Annotated in this window: 15 protein-coding genes; 7 read left to right on the forward strand and 8 right to left on the reverse strand. The window is 69.4% G+C overall.

The genetic code is table 11. The features are described from left to right. Positions 1-55: 55 nt before the first annotated feature. Complete coding sequence (locus KRR26_RS12945) at positions 56-2,620, reverse strand: DEAD/DEAH box helicase (RefSeq protein WP_120208831.1); 2,565 nt, start codon at positions 2,618-2,620, stop codon at positions 56-58. A gap of 170 nt (positions 2,621-2,790) precedes the next feature. On the opposite strand from KRR26_RS12945, the gene KRR26_RS12950 reads away from it, so the two are divergent. Next, positions 2,791-4,593, forward strand: coding sequence for a serine/threonine-protein kinase (locus tag KRR26_RS12950; protein ID WP_217079956.1), 1,803 nt, complete (start codon positions 2,791-2,793; stop codon positions 4,591-4,593). A 98-nt stretch (positions 4,594-4,691) separates the two neighbouring features. Here KRR26_RS12950 and KRR26_RS12955 read toward each other — a convergent pair whose 3' ends face one another. Both KRR26_RS12955 and KRR26_RS12960 read right to left on the reverse strand, forming a co-directional pair. Then, positions 4,692-7,448, reverse strand: a complete 2,757-nt coding sequence (locus tag KRR26_RS12955) for a bifunctional acetate--CoA ligase family protein/GNAT family N-acetyltransferase (RefSeq protein WP_120208827.1) — start codon at positions 7,446-7,448, stop codon at positions 4,692-4,694. 86 nt (positions 7,449-7,534) lie between these two features. Next, on the reverse strand, positions 7,535-8,431 hold the full coding sequence (locus KRR26_RS12960; protein ID WP_120208826.1) for an NmrA family NAD(P)-binding protein: 897 nt from the start codon (positions 8,429-8,431) through the stop codon (positions 7,535-7,537). Positions 8,432-8,512: 81 nt separating this feature from the next. On the opposite strand from KRR26_RS12960, the gene KRR26_RS12965 reads away from it, so the two are divergent. Next, positions 8,513-9,547 (forward strand): LysR family transcriptional regulator, encoded by a 1,035-nt coding sequence (locus KRR26_RS12965; RefSeq protein WP_217079957.1) that lies wholly within the window; start codon positions 8,513-8,515, stop codon positions 9,545-9,547. 80 nt (positions 9,548-9,627) lie between these two features. Then, positions 9,628-10,245: a DUF2378 family protein gene (locus KRR26_RS12970; RefSeq protein ID WP_217079958.1), complete on the forward strand. Its 618-nt coding sequence runs from the start codon at positions 9,628-9,630 to the stop codon at positions 10,243-10,245. On the opposite strand, the gene KRR26_RS12975 is transcribed toward KRR26_RS12970, so the two are convergent. From KRR26_RS12975 to tgt, 3 genes are all read right to left on the reverse strand, one after another. Further along, positions 10,196-11,041 carry an MnmC family methyltransferase gene (locus tag KRR26_RS12975; RefSeq protein ID WP_217079959.1) on the reverse strand — a complete coding sequence of 282 codons (846 nt, stop codon included), beginning with the start codon at positions 11,039-11,041 and terminating at the stop codon, positions 10,196-10,198. The two genes, KRR26_RS12970 and KRR26_RS12975, sit on opposite strands and share 50 nt — an antisense overlap. A gap of 103 nt (positions 11,042-11,144) precedes the next feature. Further along, positions 11,145-12,005 (reverse strand): peptidoglycan-binding protein, encoded by an 861-nt coding sequence (locus KRR26_RS12980; RefSeq protein WP_217079960.1) that lies wholly within the window; start codon positions 12,003-12,005, stop codon positions 11,145-11,147. 89 nt (positions 12,006-12,094) lie between these two features. Next, positions 12,095-13,264 carry a tRNA guanosine(34) transglycosylase Tgt gene (gene tgt, locus KRR26_RS12985; protein WP_217079961.1) on the reverse strand — a complete coding sequence of 390 codons (1,170 nt, stop codon included), beginning with the start codon at positions 13,262-13,264 and terminating at the stop codon, positions 12,095-12,097. A gap of 199 nt (positions 13,265-13,463) precedes the next feature. On the opposite strand from tgt, the gene KRR26_RS12990 reads away from it, so the two are divergent. Continuing rightward, positions 13,464-15,062, forward strand: a complete 1,599-nt coding sequence (locus KRR26_RS12990) for an ABC-F family ATP-binding cassette domain-containing protein (protein WP_120208815.1) — start codon at positions 13,464-13,466, stop codon at positions 15,060-15,062. Between the two features lie 58 nt (positions 15,063-15,120). Here KRR26_RS12990 and KRR26_RS12995 read toward each other — a convergent pair whose 3' ends face one another. After that, positions 15,121-18,402 carry a chitobiase/beta-hexosaminidase C-terminal domain-containing protein gene (locus tag KRR26_RS12995; RefSeq protein ID WP_217079962.1) on the reverse strand — a complete coding sequence of 1,094 codons (3,282 nt, stop codon included), beginning with the start codon at positions 18,400-18,402 and terminating at the stop codon, positions 15,121-15,123. Between the two features lie 136 nt (positions 18,403-18,538). Then, complete coding sequence (locus tag KRR26_RS13000; protein WP_120208812.1) at positions 18,539-19,549, reverse strand: YihY/virulence factor BrkB family protein; 1,011 nt, start codon at positions 19,547-19,549, stop codon at positions 18,539-18,541. A 276-nt stretch (positions 19,550-19,825) separates the two neighbouring features. On the opposite strand from KRR26_RS13000, the gene KRR26_RS13005 reads away from it, so the two are divergent. From KRR26_RS13005 to KRR26_RS36760, 3 genes are read left to right on the forward strand one after another with little or no spacing between them, the layout of a single operon-like run. Beyond that, complete coding sequence (locus KRR26_RS13005; protein WP_217079963.1) at positions 19,826-21,355, forward strand: PEGA domain-containing protein; 1,530 nt, start codon at positions 19,826-19,828, stop codon at positions 21,353-21,355. Continuing rightward, on the forward strand, positions 21,345-22,334 hold the full coding sequence (locus KRR26_RS13010) for a tetratricopeptide repeat protein (RefSeq protein ID WP_217079964.1): 990 nt from the start codon (positions 21,345-21,347) through the stop codon (positions 22,332-22,334). Before KRR26_RS13005 ends, KRR26_RS13010 begins: the two co-directional genes overlap by 11 nt. Positions 22,335-22,352: 18 nt before the next feature. Next, complete coding sequence (locus KRR26_RS36760; RefSeq protein ID WP_236068562.1) at positions 22,353-24,428, forward strand: serine/threonine-protein kinase; 2,076 nt, start codon at positions 22,353-22,355, stop codon at positions 24,426-24,428. The last annotated feature ends 4 nt before the right edge of the window (positions 24,429-24,432 follow it).

Below are 24,432 nucleotides of genomic sequence, written 5' to 3' on the forward strand. Positions count from 1 at the left end.
AGGCAGGTCCGCTCGCGGGGCGCCCGGTGCGCCCCGCGGTCCGGACTCCCGAAGCTCAGGTCCAGGCGGACACGCCGCCAATCCGCTTGAGCATCAGGATGGGGCCGTCATCCAGGCGGCGCCCGCGCAGGTCGATCTCACAGTCGAGGACCCAGTCGCCGTGGGACTCCGGATCGATGATGCGCTGCTGCGCCTCCCACTGGCGCTGCCCCGCCTCCTTGAGCTGCGTGTGCGCCGGCTTGCGCGCCTGCGGCGTGAGGAGCACCAGCTTGTGCTCCTCGAAGTAGGGCGCCATGGCCTGCTCCAGCTTGGGCGCGGTCCACTCGCCCAGCGCGTTGTCGAGCATGCCCAGCGCGTCCATGTAGCGGCGCTGTCCCAGCGCGCGCAGCAGGCGGTGCAGTTCCTCGCGCACGCGGGCGGCGAAGGCCTTGGGGTCCTCGGTGAGCTCCTTGGGCTTCAGGTCCACCACCGGCTTGGCCTCGATGACGGCCTCCGGGTTCTTCATCCGCTCCCACTCATCGATGAGGCTGGAGTCGACCTGACGCACGGTCGCGCGGAGGTGGTCGAGGATGTCCTCCACCTCCTCGTTGCGGAAGCGCTCCGGCACCGCCTGGAGCAGCGTCTTGTAGACGTCTCCCACGTAGCGCAGCAGCACGCCCTCGCTGCGCTGCAGGCCGTACTCGCGCACGTAGTCGTGGAAGGACATGAAGCGCTCGAACATGTCGCGCACGATGGACTTGGGCCGGATGTTCTCCTGGCCCACCCACGGGTGCTTGCGCGCGAACGCGTTGAAGGTGCCGTAGATGAAGTCTCGATTGGGCTTGGGCCACTCGAGCTTCTCCAGCTCCTCCATCCGGTCGTCGTACTCCACGCCCTGCGCCTTCAGCTCCTGGATCTTCTCGCCCTTGAGCTGGTTGAGCTGCGCGTAGAGCACCACGTCTGGATTCTCCAGGATGGACTCCACCAGCGTCACGACGTCCAACGCGTACGTCTCCGTCGCGGGGTCGATCATCTCCAGCGTGTCCAGCAAGTAGAGCGACAGGGTGTGGTTGAGGCTGAAGTCGCGCTGGAGGTCCTCAGCCACCTTCACCGTGCCGCCCGAGCCGTCGTGGCCCTTCTCCACCTCGACGATGCCCGCCGCGCGCAGCGTGCGGAACTGCGAGGCGGCGGTGCGCAGGTGCTTGCGGCGCAGGTAGTCCGAGCCGTGCGAGCGCATCACCAGCTGCACCAGCCGCCGGTAGCCGCCGCTGCCCTCCGTCTTGTCGCTCTGGAGCAGGTTGAGCAACAGGCCGTGGCTCACCTCGAAGCGCGACTCCAGCGGCTCGGGCAGGCCCGTCTGGAGGCGCTCGAAGGTGCTGCGGTCGTACTGCACGAAGCCCTTCTGCGGCGGCTTGGCCTTGGGCGACTTCTTCTTGCCCGCGGCCTCCTTCGCGGACTGGCGGATGTTCTCGATCATGTACTCGGGCGCCTGGGCCACCACGCTGCCTTGCGTGTCGAACCCCTTGCGGCCCGCGCGGCCGGCGATCTGCTGGAAGTCGCGGACGCTCAACGTGGCGAGCTTCTCGCCGTTGAACTTGAAGAGCTGCGTGAAGAGCACGGTGCGGATGGGGATGTTCACGCCCACGCCCAGCGTGTCCGTGCCGCTGATGACCTTGAGCAGGCCATTCTGCGCCAGCTTCTCCACCAGCAGGCGGTACTTGGGCAGCAGGCCGGCGTGGTGCATGCCGATGCCGTGGCGCAGGTAGCGCTGGAAGTCCTTGCCGTAGGGCGTGTCGAACTGGGCGTCCAGCAGCGCCTGGCGGATGGCCTCCTTCTCCTCCTTGGTGCAGAAGTCCACGCTCATCAGGTTCTGCGCCTGCTCGGCGGCGGCCCGCTGCGTGAAGTTCACCAGGTAGACAGGATAGCGGCCCCGGCTCACCAGCTCCTGCAAGGTCTCGTGCAGGGGCGTCTCGCGGTAGTCGAAGTCGAGCGGCACCGGACGCTGCGCGCTGCGCACGGTCGCCACCTCGCGGCCGGTGAGCTTCTCCAGGCTCTGCTCGATGACGTGCGTGTCCCCCAGCGTGGCGGACATCAAGAGGAACGTCGTGTCCGGCAGCGCCAGGAGCGGAATCTGCCAGGCCACGCCGCGGTCGCGGTCCGAGTAGTAATGGAACTCGTCCATCACCACGTAGTCCACGCGCGCCTTCGCGTCGCGCATCGCCAGGTTGGCGAGGATCTCCGCCGTGCAGCAGAGGATGGGCGCGTCGCGGTTGATGCTCGCGTCGCCGGTCAGCATGCCCACGTTCTCCGGGCCGAACGCGTGCGAGAGCGCGAAGAACTTCTCGTTCACCAGCGCCTTGATGGGACAGGTGTAGAAGGACACCTTGCCCTCGGCCATGGCCTTGAAGTGCAGCGCCGTGGCGACGAGCGACTTGCCCGAACCCGTCGGCGTCTTGAGGAACAGGTGCTTGCCCCCCAGCAACTCCAGGATGGCCTCCTCCTGCGCGGGATAGAGGCTCAGGCCATTCGTGGCCACGTAGCCCACGAAGCGGTTGAGGATTTCGTCGGCGTCCAGGGGGGGCTCCCCGCGCTGGGGAAGCAGGGCGGCGAGCGGGGCGCGGTTGTCGGATGGGGCCGTCATCAGAAGGAAAAGTGTAGGCGGGGACGCCCTGCCCCACCGGGAAAAACGCCTTCCGGACACCAGATGCCGCACGGTGGACGAATGCCGGCCGGGCATGTCAGACGCATCTGGTCAAGCTGTGGGTCCCGAGTTAAGAGCGACCCAAGCTTTCGCAAGAATTCCGTTCTTCCATGACTACATCGACCGCTGACGATCTTCCTCGTGGAACGATTCTTCGACAGACCTACGAAATCGAGTCGGTGCTGGGGCGCGGCGGCATGGGCACCGTGCACCTGGCGCGGCACCTGCGGCTGCCGGGCAAGCAGGTGGCCATCAAGGTTCTCCACCACTCGGCCTCATTGCCGGCGGACATCCCGGTGAGGTTCCGGCGCGAGGCGGAGATTGCCTCGCGGCTGGCGCACCCGAACATCGTCGAGGTGCTGGACTTCGACACCCTGGAGGACGGCAGTCCCTTCATGGTGATGGAGTACCTGCGCGGGGAAAGCCTCTCGCGGCGGCTGCGCAAGCAGAAGCGCCTGCCTTTGCAGGACACGCTGGTGTTGGCGCGCGAGATGGGCTCGGCGCTCCAGGCCGCGCACCGGGCGGGCGTGGTCCACCGTGACCTCAAGCCGGGCAACGTGTTCCTCATCCCCACGGAGGCCGGGGGCCGGGTGACCGTGCAGGTGAAGCTGCTCGACTTTGGCATCTCCAAGATTCTCGACTCGCAGACGGTGCAGACGTTGGACGCGGTGCTGATGGGGACGCCGCAGTACATGGCTCCCGAGCAAGCCCTGGGTCACAACAGCAGCGTGGACGCGCGCACGGACCTCTTCGCCTTCGGGTGCATCGTCTACGAGATGCTCGCCGGGCGAGGCCCCTTCGCGGGAGATTCCGTCGCGGAGCTGATGTACCAGATCGTGCACGAGCCGCCCGCGGACCTCTCCACGCTCGCGCCCGAGTTGCCCGAGTCCGTCGTCGCCGCGCTCCTGCACGCGCTGCAAAAGAAGCCCGAAGACCGCCCCGCGGACGCGAGCACCTTCATCGCGGAGCTGACGGGGACGCCGCTCGAGCTGCGAGCCCCCGCGTCTCCCGCGCTCCGGCCCGTCACCACGCCGCGCGCCGCGCCTCCGAGCGAGCCCGTCGCGCCCGCCGCTTCCCCCACGCCGGTCACTCGGGACGCGAGGCCCGCGGCCCCCAGCCCCGCCAGCGACCCCCCCTTGCTGCCGCCCGCCGACCGAGTCCGCGCCACTGCGCGACGCCGGGCCCTGCCCTGGGTCGCCGCCGGGGTGCTCGGGCTCATCGCGGCGGCGGCGTGGTTGCGCTCCCCCGTAGGGGACTCGGCGACCGCGGGAGAACCCCGCGTCGCACCGACGGCCCACGGCGCAGGCTCGCCTTCAACGCCCGCGGCTCCCACGCCAACGGGCGCGCGGGCAGGCCCGGGCGAGAACGCCCACGGCAACCCTGCTCAGCCACAGACGCTGCAGGAGAATCCCGCGCAGGTGGCGCTGCCGGGGCCCGGACAGAACGAAGCGCCGCAAGCCAATCCATCGCAGCCGCCACAGCCCGAAACCATCGAGCACGAAGCGCCTCCGGCCCATCCCTCGCAGGTCGCGCAGCCCGAACCCGGCACGACGAATGTCCCGACAGGCAATCCCTTGCAGGAGACACCCGGTGTCGCCACGCGAGTGGAAGCACCTCGCGTCTCCACCACGCCGAACAGCCGACCCGCGGCCGCAGAGCGAATCAGCGAACCCGTGCGCCAGGACCTCGCGGCGGCGGAGCAAGCCCTGGCCGCCGACGACATCGAGGGAGCGCTGCGCCTCATTCGCATGAGTCAGCGCAAGCAGGTGACAGGCGCGTCCTACGCGTTGATTGCACGCGTGCACTGCCGCCAAGGTGACCTCGCCAACGCGAAGGCCCAGTGGTCGCGAATCCCCTCCTCCGAGCGGCCCCGCGTGAAGCAATACTGCCGTCGCTACCACATCGACCTGTGAAGCCCGGGCTCGCAGCGGCCCTCGCGGCGAGCAGGGCCTGATGCTGGGGGACCGCTGTCGGCGACCGAATCGAGCTGTGCGGCGCGGACCCGCTGCGCTCACAGGACAAGCACCGCCTTGACCATGTCCGGTGCGAGTTCGTCGTGCGGGAGGATTTGAAACCCGAGCGCCTGACTGACCTGCTGCATCGCGTGGTTGCGCGCGAGGATGTCCGCGACGATGCGCCGCAATCCCCAGTCGCGCCCGATGGCCACGAGCCGGCGCAGCATCTCTTGCCCCAAGCCCCGCCGCTGCACCGCATCGCTGAGGGTGATGGCGAACTCCGCGTCCTGCGTTCCACGCAACCGCGTCAGCCGCCCCACCCCCACGATGGGCCCGGCCTCTCGGAGCGACGGGCGCTGCTCCGCCACGAGCGCCATCTCCCTCGCGTAGTCGATGAAGCAAATTCGCGCGAGCCGCTCGTGGGCCACGCGCTGACTGAGCTTCATGAGCCCCGCGTAGCGCAGGAACACGGTCTGCTCGGACAGCGTCTGGTGGAACTTCACCATGCGCGGCTCGTCCTCGGGGCGGATGGGACGCAGGAGCAGGTCCTGTCCATCTCGCATTCGGAAGCGCCCCACGTACTGGAGCGGATAGGGCTCGATGACCAGCGGAGGGAGCGTGGCCTCATCGACCTCTGGGCCGTGCAGCACCACGCGCGCATCCAGCGCCACCAGCCGCTCTGACGACGCGAGCAGCGGATTGATGTCCAGCTCGCGAATGAGGCGCTGCTCGACGACCAACTGACTGAAGCGCACGAGCAACCGCTCCAGCGCCCCCAGGTCCACCGGCGCCGAGCCTCGCACGCCGCGCAGCGCCTCGTGAATTCGCGTCCGCTCCATCAGCCGGCGCGCCAGCGTGGTGTTCAACGGTGGCAATCCGAGCGCCCGGTCCTTGAAGACCTCCACCCACGTGCCCCCTGCTCCGAACAACAGCACCGGCCCGAACTGCGCGTCCAGGCTGCTGCCCACGATGAGCTCCACCCCGTCGCGCCGCACCATGGGCTGAACCGTGACGCCATCGAACGCGTCACCCAGGCCTCGCTGCGCCAGCGCTTCGCGAATGCCCACGAACGCATCGCGCACGGCCCGCTCGTCCCACAGGTCCAGCTTCACGCCGCCCACGTCCGTCTTGTGCGTCACCGTGCGCGAGTGCAGCTTGAGCACCACGGGGAAACCCAGCGTACGGGCCTTCTCCACGGCCTCGTCCTCGTTGCTCGCCAGCCACGTCTCCACCGTGGGGATGCCGTAGGCCGCGAGCAGTTGCTTGGACTCGTACTCCGTCAGCAGCACCCGGCCCGCGGCGCGGGCCTCGCGGACCAGCTCGCGCGCCACCGCCTGTCCACTGCCCGTGGGCTCCTCGGCCAGCGTGGGCGTCTCATAGAGGCCCGCGAGGTTGTCCGTGTACTTCCACATGTAATTGAAGATGCGCGCCGCCGTGTCCGGGAAGCCGAACGTCGGGATGCCCGCGTCGTTGAGGATGCGCTCACCCGCCGCGACCTCCGAGCCCCCCATCCAGCTCGCCAACACCGGGCGATCCGTGAGTCGCGCATAGGGCTTGAGTCGATCCGCGGTCTGGGTGGGCTCGGTCATGTCCTGCGGCGTGAGGATGACGAGCAGACCATCGCTGTTCGGATCCGAGCCGGCGACCTCCAGGGCCTTCGCGTACCGCTCGGGGTCCGCGTCGCCCAGGATGTCCACCGGGTTGCCTCGGCTCCACTGCGCGGGCAGGAACGCATCCAGCTTCGCGCGGGTGTCGTCGGACAGCACCGCCAGCTCCCCCCCACCGGACACGAGCGCGTCCGTGGCCAGCACGCCCGGCCCTCCCGCATTCGTGAGCAGCGTGAGCCGCCGCCCCGAGGGGCGGGGCTGCCGGGCCAGCACCTCGGCCATGTGGAAGAGGTCGTCGATGGACTCCACGCGCAGCACGCCCGCGCGGCGGAACGCGGCGGTGAGCACCTCGTCGCTGCCCGCCAGCGAGCCCGTGTGCGACGTGGCCGCCCGAGCCGCCTGCACCGTTCGCCCCGCCTTGATGACGATGATGGGCTTGGTGAGGGCCACCTCGCGCGCGGCGGAGAGGAACGCGCGCGCGTCCCCGATGGACTCCATGTAGAGCAGGATGGAGCGCGTCATCGGATCATCCGCGAGATAATCGATGAGGTCGCCCCACCCCACGTCCAGCATCGACCCCACCGAGACGAACGCGCTGAAGCCCACCGCCTCGCGCTGACTCCAATCCAAGATGGCGGTGAGCAGCGCGCCGCTCTGGCTGATGAAGGCCACGTTGCCCGGCCGCGCCATGCCCCGCGCGAACGTGGCGTTGAGCCCACCCGGTGGCCGCATGATGCCCAGACAGTTGGGCCCCAGGATGCGCAGCCGCGCCGACTGCGCGACCTGGAGGATGTCCCGCTCCAACCGCGCGCCCGCCTCGCCCGTCTCCTTGAAGCCCGCCGAGATGATGATGGCGCCCTGGACGCCCAGCTCGGCGCACTCGCGGACGATGTCCAACACCTGGGGCGCGGGGACGACGATGACCGCCAGGTCCACCTGCTCCGGCAACGCCCGCAGTGAGGGCCACGCCTTGATGCCCAGCACATGCGGGCGCTTGGGGTTGATGGGATAGACCGTGCCGCCGAACGGGCTGCTCACCAGGTTCCACAGGACCGTGCGCCCCACGCTCCCCGCGCGCTCGCTGGCGCCCACCACCGCCACGCTGCGCGGCGTGAAGAGCACATCCAGCGGGCGGCGGCTCCGCGCGTGCAGCAGGTCGAGCGACGGGTCCGTCTTCGAGGGCGAGGCAGGGCGCGTTTCGTCCATGGTCTCGCCCTTGTTCGCGGATGCCCCCGGACCGATGCAACGACCGGCGGTCTGCTTCGTACGCCAGTCGTCAGTCGCGCGCGCGTTCAGGCCGCCCGGGCAACCTTCTCCACCGCGGGCAGGAGCACCGTGCGCGCGAACTGAGCCAGCGTGGTGGGCGTGGTGGTGTCCTTCGAGCGAGGCTCGGCGGCGTCCAGGCGTCCCTCTCCCGCGGCGGTGTACAGCTCCACCATGGCGTCCGCGAGCCACGCGGGTGCCCCCACGCCCAGCAGCGCCTGGCGCAGGCCGTCGCCCGGAATCCGCACGTACTTCACCGGACGTCCCAGGGCGTCGGAGAGGATGTCCGCCACCTCGGGATACGACAGGTGCTCGGGCCCGTGCGCGCCGCCGTGGCGATGTCCGGTCCACGCGGAGTCTTGCAGCAGCTCCGCCGCCTTCGCCGCGATGTCCGCCACCGTGACCAGGGGGAACTTCCGCTCCGGCGGCATCATGGTGAACAGCGAACCGGTGCGCGCAATCGCAGGCACATCGTGCAGCAGGTTCTCCATGAAGACGCCCGCGCGCAGCGCGTAGACATGCGGAAGCTCCGCCTGGAACACCTTCTCCACCGGGAGCAAGGAGCTGACGGGCCCGATGCCCGAGCCGTTCTGCGCGCCCACGCTCGACAGCACCACGGCCCGGCCGATGCCATGCGCCCTGGCCGCGCGTGCCGCCTCACGGGCGACGCCCTCGGACCACGCCACGTAGTCCGGACGGTTCGGCGGCGGGCTGAGCCAGAAGAGCGCCGTCGCGCCCTCGAAGGCCGCATCCAACACCGCGCGGTCCTCCATCGAACCCTCCACCCGCCGCGCGCCCGCCTTCACCAGATCCGCCACGGACTCCGGCTTGCGGCTGATGATGGTGACGCGCTTCCCGGCCTGAAGGAGCCGCTGCACGAGGGGACGACCGATGTTGCCGTTGGGCGTGTTGACGACGAATGACATGACTGCCTCCGAGGAACGACGGGATGGCGGCAATCTGTCCCCGGGCTGCACATGAAGCCACTGCATGCTACGCATGTGGACATGAGCCCCGTGCATGCCCGCGCGTCCACTGCACCTCGCCCCCGCGCCGCCCCCAAGAAGCCGCGCGAGTTGGATCTGACCGACATCGACCTCAACCTGCTCGTGGCACTCGACGCACTGTTGGCCGAGGTCAACGTCACGCGGGCGGCCGAGCGATTGGGGCTCACCCAGTCCGCGATGAGCCACGCGCTGGCGCGCCTGCGCGAGCACCTGGGGGATCCGCTGCTCATCCGCGGACGAGGCGGCATGGTGCTCACTCCGAGGGCCTCGCAGCTGACCGCGCCCCTCCATCACGGACTGATGGAGCTGCAACGCGCGCTGCGCGCCGAGCACGTCTTCGAGCCCGCCACCGCCGTGCGCAGCTTCACCGTGGCCACGCGGGACTACTTCGCCGCGGTGATGCTGCCGCCCGCCATGGCCCTGCTCGGCCACGAGGCGCCCCAAGTGGACCTGATGGTGCGGCACGTGGAGACGGCGAGCTACCCCAGCCTGCTGGAGACCGGCGAAGTGGACCTCGCCGTGGTGCCGTCCCACAACGAGGCGCCCGCGTTCTTGCGCCAGCAGAAGCTCTTCACCGAGGACTTCCTCTGCGCGGTGCGGCGCGGCCACCCCCTGGTGCGGCGCGGGCTGGACCTGGACACCTACCTGAAACTGTCCCACCTCCTCATCAGCCCGCAGGGACAGGGCCCCGGCATCGTGGACCTGGAGCTGGCCAAGCGCGGCCTGTCGCGCCGCATCGCCCTGCGCCTGCCGTACTTCCTCATCACCCCCGCCATCCTGGAGCGCACCGACTGCGTCGTCACCGCGCCCCGGCGCATGGTGGAGGCCTTCTCGCACCACCACGCCCTCGACGTCTTCCCGCCGCCCATCCCCCTGCGCACCTTCGACGTCCGGCAGGTGTGGCACGAGCGGTTCGAGAACGACCCGGCCCACCGGTGGCTGCGCGGACTGGTGGCCCGCGCCGCGGGTGTGAATCCCGGTGTGTCCCGGACGCCCCGAGCCTCACGCCCCGTCCGCATCCCGCAGTCTTCCTGACACTCTCATCCAGTGCCGCTGAACGGAAGTTCTCCGGTGGGGGCGCATCGCATGGGCGGCTCGGTGTAGGGTGGAGCGATATGAATCCAGAGAAGCTCGTTTTCGCCCAAACCGTGGAGGCGCTCTTTGTTCGCGCCCTCGAGAACCGCCTGACTCCCGCGTGTCGGGAGCACCTGCGGCGGGCGGGACTGGACCTCGATCAAAAGTTGGAGCGCGCCTACACGCTGGAACAGTGGCGCGAGTTCCTGCGCATCGCCGCGGGCCATGTCTACGGAGGCGTCCCCGCCGAGGCGGCGTACTACTCGCTCGGCGAGCGCTTCATGGACGCCTACTTCGGGACGTTCTTTGGCCGCGCCCTGCTCGGCGTCGTTCGCCTCGCGGGACCGCGCCGAGCCTTGCTGCGCTCGGGACTGGGCTTTCGTGCCGGCAATAACTTCAGTGAGGTCAAAATCGTTGAGCGGAGCCCCACGTCGCTAGAGCTGTGGATGAACGATGTGCTCGCGGATCAGCCCACGTTCGCCGCCGGCCTGCTGGCGCGCGCGGTGGAGCTATGCGGCGGGCAGCGCGTGGTGTCGCTCCCCGAGGAGTTCGATGGTACGTCCGCCACCTACCACGTGCGCTGGTCCGAGCTGCCCAGCGAGGCGGCCCTCAGCGCCACTGGGGGTGGCCCAGAAGGCGCGTCTCGACCTCGGGCGTGAGTTCAGCGCCGTGCGGGGCTCGGGAGGAGGAGCGCTTCCAACGCTCCAGCCACCGGGCCCCGAGGGGGGCTTCCAGGGATTCGAGCCGGGTGGAGGCCACCGTCGTCTCGCCCTTGGTTCCCGTGGCGGCCCCCGCACCCACGTAGAAACCCGCCAGGAGCAGCGTCACCCGCGTGGGGGTGGCCGCGCTGTAGGTCATCAAGAGGGCCCCCTCCCCCTCCTCGCGGCAGTGGCGGCGCACCTCGGCCAGCGCGTGCTCGGTCCACATGTCCGGGTTGGAGGCTGGTGAGAACGGATCGAAGAACACCAGGTCCGCCACCGGCAACACACCGCGCAGGTACGCCCGGGCCTCTCCGAGCTTCAGCTCCCAACGCAGTCCGTCCTCCTCCCAACGGCCGTCCCGGATGAGGGCCTCGGCGGCCTCGCGGAACGGTTGGAGGAAGGGAAAGCCCTGCGGATCCGCCAGGGCGAGCCGCAACGGGGCGAGGTCCACCTCGAAGCTGACGACGTGCAGCTCCCGCCTCCGCTCGGAGCCCAGCTCGCGCGCGCGGGTGAGCGCGGCCACCGCGTTGGTGGCCGCCCCCAGCCCCACGTCCAGGATGACCAGGGGGGCTCCAGGCTGGCGAAGGCGGTCCGCCAGGCGTGGTGGATCCACATAGAGGCCGAGCGCCTCCTTCCAGGGCCCCACCGAGGGGTGCATCACCTCGCCGTGCCCCAGGTGCCGCACGGCGCGGGAGCCATTCCTCAGGGTGACGAGCTCGAACTCACCGTCGCGGGGATTCTCGGACTCAGCCATGACGCAGGGCCACCTGGGCCGGGCCCGCGCTGCACCCTCCCCAGCGAGGAGGGCTCGACTTCGAAGGAAACATGTCGCGCCATTCTACGGGCGCGCGGGCCGCTCAGGTGATCTTCCCGTAGCCCTTGATGACCGGATCCGTCGCCAGGTAGGTCTTGCGGCGCACCTGGTCGCTCGAGTTCCCCTCGATGGTCTGGACGTACGTCTTGCCGCCCTTGGTGTAGACCTTCTCCACGAGGCCCACGTGGTCGGCATGGCCGTTCTTGCCCTGCCAATCGAAGGTGATGGCGTCCCCCGGCTGCGGGTTGTTGCGGCCCTTCCAGTTGCCCTTCTTCGCGATGGCGTCCTGCACGCCCTGGGCGGACGCCGTGTTCATGTGCAGACCCGCCTTCGTGGCCGCGTAGCTCACGAAGTCCGCGCACCACGCCTCGCCCGGGCGCCCGAAGAACTTGGAGAACGGGTTGGCGTTGCCCGCGCCCTCGTGGAACCCGATGTGCTTGGCCGCCTCGGCCAGCATCTTCTGCACCTTCTCGCTCTGCGGCGCGTTCGAGGGCTGCGTGACGCCCCCCGCGCCCTGGCTGCCGCCCGTGCTCCCGCCCGCACCGTGGCTGCCGCCCGTGGAGCCCCCCGCGCCCTGGCTGCCGCCCGGCTTCGGGTGTGCAGGGTCGAACCGGTCGCCCTTCAGGGCCCCCCACGTCTTGGGCCCCACGATGCCGTCCTGCGTCAAGCGGTGGGCTTTCTGGAAACCCACCACGGCCGCCTTCGTCTTCGGCCCGAACTTGCCGTCCAGCGGCCCCGGGTTGAAGCCCGCCGCCTTCAATTCCTTCTGGAGTTCCAACACCTTGGCGCCGTGACTGCCCGACTTGAGCAGCGGAGAGGTCGCCGTCTTGTTGGCCACGGCCGGGGTCTTGCCCAACGTGGTGGTCGTCTTGGTCTGAACTCGGGAAGCGGAAGTAACCGACATGACTACCCCTCCTGGAAAACGGGAAATGACTCTCCCGTTTATCGGAACTTGAGAGGCGATCGTTGCCGGTTATTTTGGATATGCGACTTTTAGCCGACTTCCTTGAGTGTCACATTTGCAACACTCGCCTCGTCCTTGAGGTCCTTGGGAGTGGCGATGGCGGCCTTCAGCTCGCGGGCGACCTCGGCATAGGTGCCCTGGAGGATGCCGGCGCGCAGCCGGGCCATGAGCATCTGGTAGTGCCGGACGTTGTGGACCGACAGCATGCGCGAGCCCAGGTGGTGCTTGCCGCGCATGAGGTGCTGGAGATAGCCGCGCGTGTACCCCTTGCAGACGTAGCAGTCGCACGTCGCGTCGAGCGGCTCGTCCGAGAGCTGGAACACGGAGCGGGTGATGCGCACCAGGCCCTGGAACGTGTAGGCGTAGCCCTGCTGGGCCATCTTGGTGGGGATGATGCAGTCGAACATGTCCACCCCGCGCAGCACCGCCTCGATGAGGTCGGTGGGGGTGCCCACGCCCATGAGGTAGCGGGGCTTGTCGCGCGGGAGGGACTCGGTGGCGCGCGCCGTCATCGTCTCGCGCTCGGCCTTCGTCTCGCCCACCGCGAGCCCGCCGATGGCGAACCCGTCGAAAGGAAGCTTCGTGAGGAACGCGGCGCTCTCGTCGCGCAGGTTCGGGAAGACGCCGCCCTGGACGATGCCGAAGAGGGCCTGGCCGGTGTCCACCTTGGATTTGGCCTCCAGGCTGCGCACCGCCCAGCGGTGGGTGCGCTCCATGGCCTCGCGCGTGCCCGCCTCGTCCGTGCGCGAGTCGATGCACACGTCCAGCACCATCATGATCTCCGAGTTGATCGCCTGCTGCATGGCGATGCTCGACTCAGGGCTGAGGAGCTGGCGGCTGTTGTCGTGGAAGCTGCGGAAGTGGGCGCCCTTCTCCGTGATGAGCCGGTCCTCCGGCAGGGAGAAAATCTGGAAGCCGCCCGAGTCGGTCAGCACCCCGCCCTGCCAGCCCATGAAGGGATGGATGCCCCCGAAGCGCTTGAACACCTGGGCACCCGGCCGGAGCATCAGGTGGTAGGTGTTCGCCAGGAGGATCATCGCGCCCGCCTCCTTGGCCTCCTCCATGGACAGGTGGCGGAAGCCGGCGTGCGTGGCCACCGGCATGAACATGGGCGTGGGGAACGAGCCCCTCCGGGTGTGGAGGATGCCCGCGCGGGCGCCGGTGGGGTCGGTGGAGAGCAGTTCGAAGCGGACGGCCATTGCCGCGCCTTATACCTGCCCCTGCCCGTCAGACACCCGCTTCCTGTCATCCGCCTCCCTGTCCGCCCCCCGGCGCGGCGCCCGGCCGGCATTTTCCAGCCCCTCCGGGAGGTTACAGGCAGTCCACCGGCATCTTGTCGGTGACGCTCTCACCGCGCGCCGTTGATCGCCGCGCCATTTCCGCTACAACGCCGCCGCCATGTTCAACGTCATCAACGTCTCCAAGGCCTTTGGGCCCAAGAAGCTCTTCGAGGAGGTCAACGTCACCTTCTCGCCGGGGCGCCGCTACGGCCTCACCGGTCCGAACGGGGCCGGCAAGTCCACCTTCATGAAGATCCTCGCCGGAGACGAGGAAGCGGACATGGGCAACATCATCCGCCCCCGCAAGCTGGGCATCCTCCGGCAGGACCACTTCCGCTACGAGAACGACCGCGTGCTGGACGTCGTGCTCATGGGCAACCAGGGCCTGTGGGCCGCGATGCACGAGAAGAACCAGCTGCTCGCCAAGTCCGACATCACCGAGGAGGACGGCAATCGGCTGGGTGAGCTGGAGGGCGTCATCGCCGAGGAGGACGGTTACTCGGCAGAGAGCGACGCGGCCACGCTGCTGGCGGGCCTGGGCATCGAGGAGTCCTTCCACGAAGGCCCCATGCGCCAGCTCACTGGCGGCCTGAAGCTGCGCGTGCTGCTCGCGCAGGCGCTGTTCGGCAAGCCCGAGGGGCTGCTGCTCGACGAGCCCACGAACAACCTGGACATCGACTCCATCCGCTGGCTGGAGACGTTCCTCCACGAGTACGAGGGCGTGCTCATCACCATCAGCCACGACCGGCACTTCCTCAACTCCATCTGCACGCACATCGCAGACATCGATTACGAGGCCATCATCCAGTACACGGGTGGCTACGACGACATGGTCCGGCAGAAGGCGCAGCTGCGCACGCGCGTCGAGTCCGAGACGGCCGAGAAGAAGAAGAAGATCGCCCAGCTCCAGGACTTCGTCGCCCGCTTCCACGCCGGCACGCGCGCCTCGCAGGTGCAGAGCCGCATCAAGCAGATCGACAAGCTGAAGACGGAGGACTTGAAGCGCTCCAACATCGCGCGCCCATTCATCCGGTTCGATCAGAAGGTCGTGAGCGGCAAGCAGACGCTGATGATCGAAGGCATCAGCAAGAGCTTCGACGGCACGCCCGTCATCCGCCCCTTCAACGCGCTCGTGTGCAAGGGCGAGAAGATCTGCGTCATCGGCCGCAACGGCGTGGGCAAGTCCACGCTGGTGAAGATGATCGCCGGCCAGCTCGAGTCCGACACCGGCAAGCTCACCTGGGGCCACATGGCCTCCGTGGGCTACCTGCCGCAGGACCACCACGGCGTCGTGCGCAAGGGCACCACCTGCTTCGGCTGGCTGCGCGACCTGCACGACAAGCTCACCAACGAGGAGATCTCCGGCGTGCTGGGCCGCATGCTCTTCTCCGGTGAGGAGCGCATGAAGAACACGGACACCCTCTCCGGTGGCGAGACGGTGCGCCTGTTGTTGTCCAAGCTGATGATCATGCAGGACAACGTGCTCGTGCTGGACGAGCCCACCAACCACCTGGACCTGGAGTCCATCGCCGCCCTGGCCGAGGGCCTCCAGAAGTACGAGGGCACGGTCATCGTCGTCACGCACGACCAGGAGCTCATCTCCGAGGTGGCCACCCGCGTGTGGAGCCTCGAGACGGGCAAGGAAGTGCTCGACTTCAACGGCCCCTACTCCGAGTTCCGCGAGAAGCACGCGGACGCGGCGCTCAAGCGCCGGTAGTCAGCCGGCGCACCAGTGCCGCGAGGCTGGGCCCGCGAGACCATCGCGGGCCCGGCGCTCAGAAGCTCTCGAACCCGAGCGTGCTCGGCCCGACGAACCAATCCGAAGCCGTGCTGTGGTCGGCGAGCGCTGCCGGGGACTGGAACGTATACGCGGCGTAGCTCGGCATCGAGGAGATGCCCCAATCCGCTGACACGTTGAACGCGCTCGGCGCGGAGCCGTAGGTGCAAGGCAGGCCCGCGCAATCGGCCGGGAGCCAGAGCCCCTGGGCCTGCGCGTCCTGGAGGAACCCGAGATAGGGCGCGTACTGCGTGCCCCCGCTCACCACCGCGAGCGCGTCCTGCGTGACGCCTTGAGGGTCATTGACGCGGAACAGATGGTTGCCTGGGTAGGCGATGTTGATGGGCCCGCCCAGGAAGTCCCAAGCGGTGTCGTAGTTGTCGGGGTAGTGCGCCAAGGCGAACTCCTGCGGACTCAGGAGCTCCGAGCGCGGGGGATCATTGGCCGCCGGCGTTCCGGGAAGCATGTGGATGACGATGACGTCCCCCGCCTGGACGTAGGCGCCCGGCAAGGTGGCGAGCGTGCTGCTCCCATCGACCAGGGTCATCCCATCCACGCTGCCCGCGCTCACGACGAAGAGCTCGAAGAGGTCGCGACCGCCATACAGATTGGGCGCCACCTCCGTCAGCCGCAGCTGGGCCGGAGGGCCGGAGCCCAGGAAGCCCGTGCTGCCGTCCTGGTCCATTGGCGTGCCCCGCGTGTCGCGAACGGTTCGAGTCGCCCAGAGGGTGTAGTGCGTCGTCGGGGAATGCTCGCCCGTGGTCAGCTTCACGTCCCGGCCGTTCACCGTGGCGGAGGTCACCGTGACGCCCGCCGGCGCCAGGGAGAACTGGCTGCCAGCCGCATCCACGCTGTCGGGCGCAATCGCGCGACTGAAGCGCACCGTCACCTCGCCCTGGCTCGTGGCCCGTGCCGACACCACGCGCGGGGCAGGACACGTGACCGACGACACGGCCGAGGAGTCCCAGGCCGAGGGCTGGACCATCACCGAACCGGCAGGGGGCGAATAGAGCCACAGCGGAGCCTGGACGGAGACCATGCACCCCGTCCCAAGGGCTTGCGCGGACTGGACGGACGCGAGCATCCGCAAGTGCAGGTTGGCGCTCGACGCGGGGCCCTGCGGCGTCCCGGCCGTGGAGAGGGTGGCCTGCACGAAGCCCGGCCCCGCGCCGCTGAAGTCTTCGGTGAGCGCCCCTCGCACATGGATGAGCTTCGCCTCGTAATTGGCCGCTGAACCCACGAGGTCCACCGCGCTCACGTCCTGAACGAGCGACACCAGGGGTTGGTTGCGCGCGAAGACTTGGAGGTCGGCGATCGCCACCGCGCGCTGCATCCCGTTGACGACCGCCTTCGCGGTGACCGTCAGGCCCACGAGGTCTCCCACGGCCAGGGGCGGCGAGAGGGTGGTGGGGTCCACCGCGACGAAGATTGCCGAGCCCCCCTGGCTTGCCTGGAGAAAGAAGCCCGCGGGATCGTTGAGCGCGTTGCCCCCCTGCGGCGTCACGCCCGTGACGAAGGCGCCCCCGATGGGCAGCTTCAAATCCGTGCCAGGGGTCGAGGTCCGGACCGCGGCGATCTGCGTGGAGACGGCGCCCGGCGAGTCGAGAACCGTATAGGACTGCGAGCCCGCGGACTCGACGTTGCCCAGCTTGTCCACCGAGGCATACCGGAGCTGCACCTTTCCGCGGAGCGAGATGGGATTCGCATAGACCAGCGCGGTGGAGCTGGTGTTCGGATCCGAGCCATCCAGCGTGTAGCGCGTCGTGGCGCAGCCGCTGCCCACGGCGTCATCGCAGCCGAGCGCGACGAAGAGGGGCGCCACGTAGGTGCCACCTCCGGGGTTCGCCTGGGTCGTCGGCGGGAGGCGATCGAACGCGTAGTGCTCGCTCCGGACCGCCTCCACGTTGCCCACCACATCCACCGAGTAGAAGCGCAGCGTGGTCTCTTCGGTCAGGTGCAGCGGCTCGGTGTAGCGCGGCGACGTCGTCGTCGGGATGCTGCCATCCCGCGTGACGTAGGTCGCATGACAGCCGTTGGCGTCCGTGCAGAGGAGCTTCACGTCCACCGGGTCCCGATACATCGCGCCCGCGGGGCTGGCCTGCGTGACGGGACTCACCGTGTCCAGGCTGTACATCTCGCTCACCACGGCGCCCGCCTTGCCGGTGGTGCCCACCGCGAGGAACCGCAGCTGCGTGCTGCTCGTGAGCTGGATGGGCGCGGTGTAGCGCGTGGAGGCCGGCGTGGGCACCGCGCCATCCACGGTGTAATGAATGGACGCGCAGGGCCCCAGGCCCGGTCCATCCACGCACGTGAGCGCCACCTGCGGCCCGTCCTTGAACACCCCGCCCCGAGGACTCGCCGCGGCCTCCGGCAAGGGCGGCTCCCACACGTACACTTCCGTCACCGGCGCCGAGGCGTTGCCCGCCAGGTCCACCGCGAAGAAGCGCACCGTGGTGGTCGCTGACAGGGAGAGCGGCGCGGTGTAGCGCTCGGAGGACGTGGTCGGCGTGGAGCCATCGCGCGTGAAGTAGAGGTCCTTGCATCCGGAGCCCTGGCCGTCATCGCAGGACAGCGCCAGGGACAGCGTGCCCTGGAACTTCCCACCGGGGCGTGCCGCGGACACCGAGGGCGCCTGGGTGTCGATGACATACGCCTCCGTCTTCACCTGCTCCACATTGCCGGCCTGATCCACGGAGAAGAACCGCACCTGCATGGACTGACCGACGATGAGCGGCGCGGTGTACCGAGGCGACTGCTTCGTCGGTGTCGAGCCATCGACCGTGTAGTACGTGGCCGCGCACCCCAACCCCAGGTCACGACACTCGAGCGACACGAAGCGAGAGCTGTTGAAGGCGCCCCCCGCGGGCGACGCGCTCGTCTCGGGCGCCACCGTGTCCACGGGCTTCTGCACGATGACGTACTGCTCCTGACGCGGAGCCTCGGCGTTGCCGGCCTTGTCCACCGAGAAGAAGCGCAGGGTCGTGTCCGCGCGCACCACGATGGCCGACTGATACAGGGAGGACTGCGTCGTGGGCGTCGAGCCATCGCGCGTGAAGTACGTGGCCGAGCACCCGCTGCCGCTGCCATCGTTGCACGTCAGTTCGACCGAGACCTGGTTCGAGTACGTGCCGGCCGTTGGGTTGGCGTGCGTGCTCGGCGCGCTCGTATCGGAGGACTGGGACGAAGGAGGTGGCTCGCTCTTGCCACCACATCCCCCCAGACACAGGAGCGCCAGCGGAGCCCAGATGGGCAGGAGTCGAACGGCGAACGGGCGAGGCATCACATCTCCGGGAGAGCAGTTTGCTTCGCCCCAGCCCAGCGCAACGCCTTGCATGCTCCGCGCGCCAGACAGGGACGCGCCAGCCTCTCACCGAACCCCGTCAACGCTCAACACCTTGGATTGCAGGCCACTCTCGTCAGCGGCTCTCTCCCCGCCGGAACAGGAACAGCCCCACCCCCAGACCCGCCACCCACTTCGCCGCCGCGGCCAAGGGCGTGCGCGCGAGGGCCACGGGTTGCGCCTCGGGCTCATCCGGAACGCCGTCCTGGGTCTGCTCCGTGACGGACATCCGAGGATGCGCGCGAGGGGCGGCGGGACTCCCAGGCTCCCGCGACCGACGTCCGAGGATGGCGTTGATCTCCGCGCCCAGCAGGATGACCTGCGCGGAGATCCACATCCACAACAGCAACACGATGACGCCTCCAATGGCGCCATAGTTCACGTCGTACTTGCCAAAGTTGGCCACGTACGTGGAGAAGCCCCACGAGGCGACGAGCCAGATGAGGACACCCACGACCGAGCCCGGGGTGATGAACCGGAAGCGCTGCGCCACGTCCGGCAGCACGTAGTACAGCACCGCCCACAGGAACATCATCATCAAGCCGGCGACCGGGAGGCGCAGCCACAGCAGCACGGCTTGGGCGTGCGCGCCCAGCTTGCCCGCGACGGCGGGCGTCGCCACGGCCACCACCGCCGCCAGGATGGCCACCAGCGCGGTGACCAGCGTGGTCGCCACCGCGATGCCGCGCGTCTTCCACAAGGGCCGCGTCTCCTGGACGCCGTAGGCCGTGTTCAGCGCCGTCATCAACGCGGAGATGCCGCCGGACGCCGCCCACACCGCGCCCACGCCACCTACCGTCAAGAGCCCCACCGGCCTGCTGTCCGCGAGCGCCTGGATGCGCTGACTCAGGATGGCCGTCACCTCCTTGGGCGCCACCCGTGACAGCTCATGAATGAGTGTCTGGGCTTGATGCGGGTCAATGAGCACCCCCGCCAGCGAGACAAGGAACAGGAGGAACGGAAAGAGGGCCAGGATGCCGCGGAACGTCAGAGAGCCCGCGACGTCGCTGACATTGTCCCGTGTCCACTCGTTCTTGAGCTCCACGAGGAATGTCTTCCACCCTATTCCCTTGCCGGGCAGGACCATGGGGCCTCCTCCGGGAGACGACCTGCGAGTGACCTGGAAGAGCATGGGCATCACCCGCCGCGCAGGCCGCCCCCTCGGCCCCGAGCCCCCGGCCGCCCGGTCGCCGGCCCACCGTGCCACCCGCAAAGCAAAACATGTTATCCCTCCCAGGCAGGTGCCATGCGCACGGTGCTCCCCTAGGCAGGGTGCCGTGCTTGGACGTTAGACCCTGGTGGGGGGGACGGTGGCCTGGGGCGCGATGCCTCCCTGTCTGAAGTGTCTTCTGAAGAGGACGCCATGTTCGTCTCATGCCTCCTGACTGTCAGCCTGGCGCTCGCCGCGGGCGCCACGCCCGCCGAGCCCGCCACGGTGTGGCTCGTGCAACCGCTCTACCCCGGACAGGACGCGCTCGTGCAGCGCACCGAATCGGGCATCGCGGCCCTGCTCCCGCCCGAAACGCGCGACGCGCAGCGCGTGGGCCGCGACGCGCTCACCGCCTGGCTCAAGGGACGACGCGGCGATCTGCGCTGCGTCTCCGGGACAGCCAGCTGCCGTGAGCCCTTGGAGAGCTATGTCGCCTCGCTCGGCATCGAGCGCGTGGTGCTGGTGCAAGGCGGACAGGATGACGCGGGCTATCGCTTCCGCGCCGTCAGCGTGCGCACGGACACGGGCGCGCGCACGCAAGCGGAGGCCGCCAATCCGGTCTTCGAGAAGGCGCTCGCGGGCGCGCTGGTGAAGTTCCTCTCCATCAACGCCACGGTGGAAGCGGTGAGCCAGCCCTCGGGCGCCACGGTCTTCATCGACGGCGTGAAGATGGGCACCAGTCCCTTCACCGCCGAGTTGCTCCCAGGCGAGCACACGTTTCGCTTCGAGCTCGCGTCGCACCTGCCCTGGGAAGTCACCCGGCAGGTGGGCTCGCGCGAGAAGGTGAAGGTCGAGCGCGCGTTGGAGAAAGTGCCCGCGCGGCTGGTGGTGAAGGCCGCGCCCGTGGGCACTGAGATCCTCGTGGACGGGCAGCGCGTGGGCATCAACGCGGTGGACCAGGGCATCCAGCCGGGGACGCATGTGCTCACGCTGACGCAGGAAGGCTATCTGCCCCACGAAGTCCAAGCGGTCATCCAGCCGGGAGAGACCTTCACGCTGGAGCAGGCCTTGAAGCCCACCGGGTTGCAGTCCTTCAAACTCGCCATGCGCGCGCGGCAGGAGGCCACGTATGACTTGAAGAGCTACCTGGAGGTCTCCATCGAGTCGAACCGCCTCACCGGGTCCTCCGTGGAGACGCGCCCCGTCAACTCGCCGGATCCGCTCCAGGCCTTCCGCACGCAGGACGTGCGCGCTCCCGGCCGGCAGCGCGTTCAAGGGTTCGGGCTCGAATACGGGCGCTACGGCAAGTTCTTCGGCGTGATGTTGGTGGGCGGCAGCTACTACACCACCGGCGACACCTGGACGCTGGGCGTCACGGTGCCGGACGAGGCCGCTGGAGAGAGCGTGGACGCGGTGAAGAGCCGCGGCTCGCTCGACGTGAAGGCGCAGTTCCTGCGCGTGCGCGCGCTCCAGCCGCAGCTGCGATGGGTGGTCGGCCCCGTGGCCCTGGCCGCGCAAGCGGGGCTGGAGCTGCAAGGCGTGCTGCTCAAGGAGCGCGGCGAAGGACAGCTCTTCTCCGATGGCCTCTACACGTTGGACGTACACGCCATGGGGCAGGCCACCTTGCGCGTGTTCCTCTACGAAGGGCTCTACGCCTCGGCCGCGTACCAGCACAGCTTCTCGCTGACGAAGAACATCTCGGGCACCAGCAACTTCCGCGGAGGATTCGGCTATGCGTTCTGACCTGCGCCGCGTGTGTCTCCTTGCCGTCCTCGCGCTGTCCACCGCGAGCCTGGCGGAGCCGCTGGTGGGCCCCTCGGTGGGCAACGGCGACGGGCTCGTGGCCGAGGGCCAGCGCCTCTACAACAAGAAGAAGTATGCGGAGTCCTCGCGCCTGTTCCTCCAGGCCACCCGCGCCAGCCCCACCACGCTGCCCGCGTATCTGGGATTGGCGCGCTCGCGGCTCGGGGCGAAGGACGTTGCGGGCGCGTGCGTCGCGTACCGCGCCTATCTGCGCAGCGCGCCGGACATCCAGGACCGCGGCAAGGCCAAGCGCGAACTGGAGCTGTGCGAGCGGCAGTTCAAGGCGGCGTACCGCAGGAAGAAGGCACCGGTCGACCTCACCGCGCGCCATGTGGAGCTGAAGTCCGCGTTCTTCGCCGCGCTGGAAGCGGGCAAGCTCGTGGGGCCGGGCTCGGCCGGAGACGTGCTGGCCACGCTCGTGTCGCAGGGATACCTGGGCGTGGACCTCGGGGGAATGGGGACTCGGTTGAGCGCGGCGTGTCGCGCGGCCACCGAGACGCTCCATGGCAACGCGCTCTCCGGTGAGGCCGTGGAGCCGGAGCGGCTGCGCGAGTCTCGCGCCTTGTTCGACCTCGCGCGCGACACGGGCGAGCCCGCGGCCCAGGCCGCCTCGCAGCTCCCGTTCCTGGAGGGTCAGGCGGCGCTGCGCTCGGGCGATGCGCGCAAGGCCCAGGCCCTGTTCGCGCAGGCCGCCGCGGCGGCTCCCGCGCGTCCCGAGTACCGCGTCTGGCGCGCATCCGCGCTCCAACAGGCGGGAGATCTCCCGGGCGCGCTCGCGGTGATGGAAGCGGAGCTGCCCCAGGACTCGCGCACCGACGTGCTTCGCGCGGCCACGGCGCAATCACAGTCTCCCGAAGCCGGTGCGCGCGAGTTGGAGCGGCTGCTCTTCCAACGCTACGCCGCCACCTCCACCCGCTGACGAGGCGCGTCCGGACCTATGCCCATCCACATCTGCCAGCGCTGCGAGGCCCAGCACGACACCTGGAATGGCGCCTGCCCCGCGTGCGGCGGCACCCACTTGCTCACGCTCGCGCCCACCGAGGACCGGATGTTGGGCCGCGTGGTGGCCGGGCGCTACCGCATCCTGCGGCGGTTGGGTCAGGGCGGCATGGGCTCTGTCTATCTGGCCGAGCAGGTGGGCATTGGCCAACAGGTGGCGCTCAAGTTCCTCAACAGCGGCTTGTCCATGGATCCAGACGTCGCGCGGCGCTTCCTCAACGAGGCGAAGAGCTACGCGCGCGTGGCGCACCCCAACGCGGTGATGCTGCACGACTTCGGGCAGGACGAGGAAGGCGGCCTCTACATTTCCATGGAGTATGTGGAGGGAGACGACCTCAAGCGCGTGCTGCACGCGGCTGGGCGCCGGCCACCCCATGAGGCGGGCGACATCATGCTCCAGGTCGCGGACGTGCTCGCGTACGCGCATGCACGACAGGTCATCCACCGCGACCTCAAGCCTGAGAACATCATGGTCCGGCAGGGCCTGCGCGGCTTCCACGTGAAGGTGCTCGACTTCGGCATCGCGCGCATCGCGGACGGCGCGCCTCGCCTCACGGTGCAAGGCGCGGTGGCGGGGACGCCTCGCTACATGGCGCCGGAGCAGGTGCTGGGGTTGGACGCCGACGCGCGCGCGGACGTGTATGCCGTGGGCATCGTCCTGTTCGAGATGCTCACGGGCCGCCAGCCCTTCGACGGGACCACCATCCCGGAGATCATGCAGAAGCAGGTGCACCAGCCCATGCCCCGGCTGGCGGAGCTCTGCCCGGATCTCCAACTGCCCGCGCTCGACGCGGTCATCCAGAAGGCCACCGCGAAGAACCGCGTCGAGCGCTACGCGACGATGGAGGCCTTCGCCTCGGACTTGAGCAACGCGCTGCCCACGTTGACGGGGCGCTCGGCGCTCAGCCTCACCCCGGTGCCAGGAGGCGCGCCCGGTGCGCCTCAGACGCCCGGCACCCTGCTCTACGGCGATGGCACCGAAGCCACCCTCATTCGAGGCGCCACGCCCGCCGCGGCCATGCCCGCGGTGCCCATTCAACTCACGCAGCCCGCGCCCGGTGCAACGCCCACGTCGGCGCCGTCCGGCGCGCGCGCGCCATCCGCGACAGGCACCACGCCCGACGCCGCGAGGAAGGCAGGGCCTCCGTCCCTCGGACAGCCCGCCCAGGGTGCCACGCCCACCTCCGCAATGCCCATCTCCCGTCCCATGTCCGACGGGCTGGACAAGACCGCCCTCCCCGCGTCGCCTTACGCCCCCCCCGCGAACCGGCGAGGCGGCCTGCTGAGCGCCATCGTGGTGGGCGGCATCATGATGGCCGCGGGCCTGGGCATCGTGCACCTGCGCACCATGTCTCCCGCGGGGCCTTCGACCCAGGTGGCTGCGCGGCCCGCGCTCGACCCCGCGGCGGGGACGGCTCCAGCGCCAGGCGCGGCTACCGCAGACGGCACGTCAGCCCCCACGCGCGAGCCCCATGAGGAAGGCGCTGCGCGGCCCGCCCCCGGAACCGAACCAGCCACGGCAGCGCCGACGACGGTCGGAGGCGAGGCGGCGACGGGCGCGACGCCCCATGGCCGCACGGTGACGCCCTCAACCGACACCGTGCCCGCCATCACGGCACCCACGGGCGGACCGGGCGCAGACTCCGCGCCATCCACGGCGGACGCGGTGCCTCGCCCTTCAGGCCCCGCGACGCCCGATGAACAGCGTCAGGCGCGCGAGCTGCTCTTCCGCGCCAACCTCGAACTGGCCACGGGCAAGCTGGGAGATGCCCAGGCCATCCTCGACAGCGCGCCAGAGCTGGCGGCGGCCGAGCCGCGCCTGGAGGAGCTGCGCACGAACGTCTCGAAGGCCACCGCGCTGATGAATCGCGGCAACACCCAGGCCCGCGATGGCGCCTGCGAGTCCGCCATCCGCACGTATCGCGAGGTCCTGAAACTGTTCCCCAAGGCGCGCGATGCCCAGTCCGCCATCGCGCGATGCCGCGCCGACCTGCCGCCCGAGATCGCCCCCTGAGGGC

It is taken from the genome of Citreicoccus inhibens, assembly GCF_019039035.1.
GTDB classification, from domain to species: domain Bacteria; phylum Myxococcota; class Myxococcia; order Myxococcales; family Myxococcaceae; genus Citreicoccus; species Citreicoccus inhibens.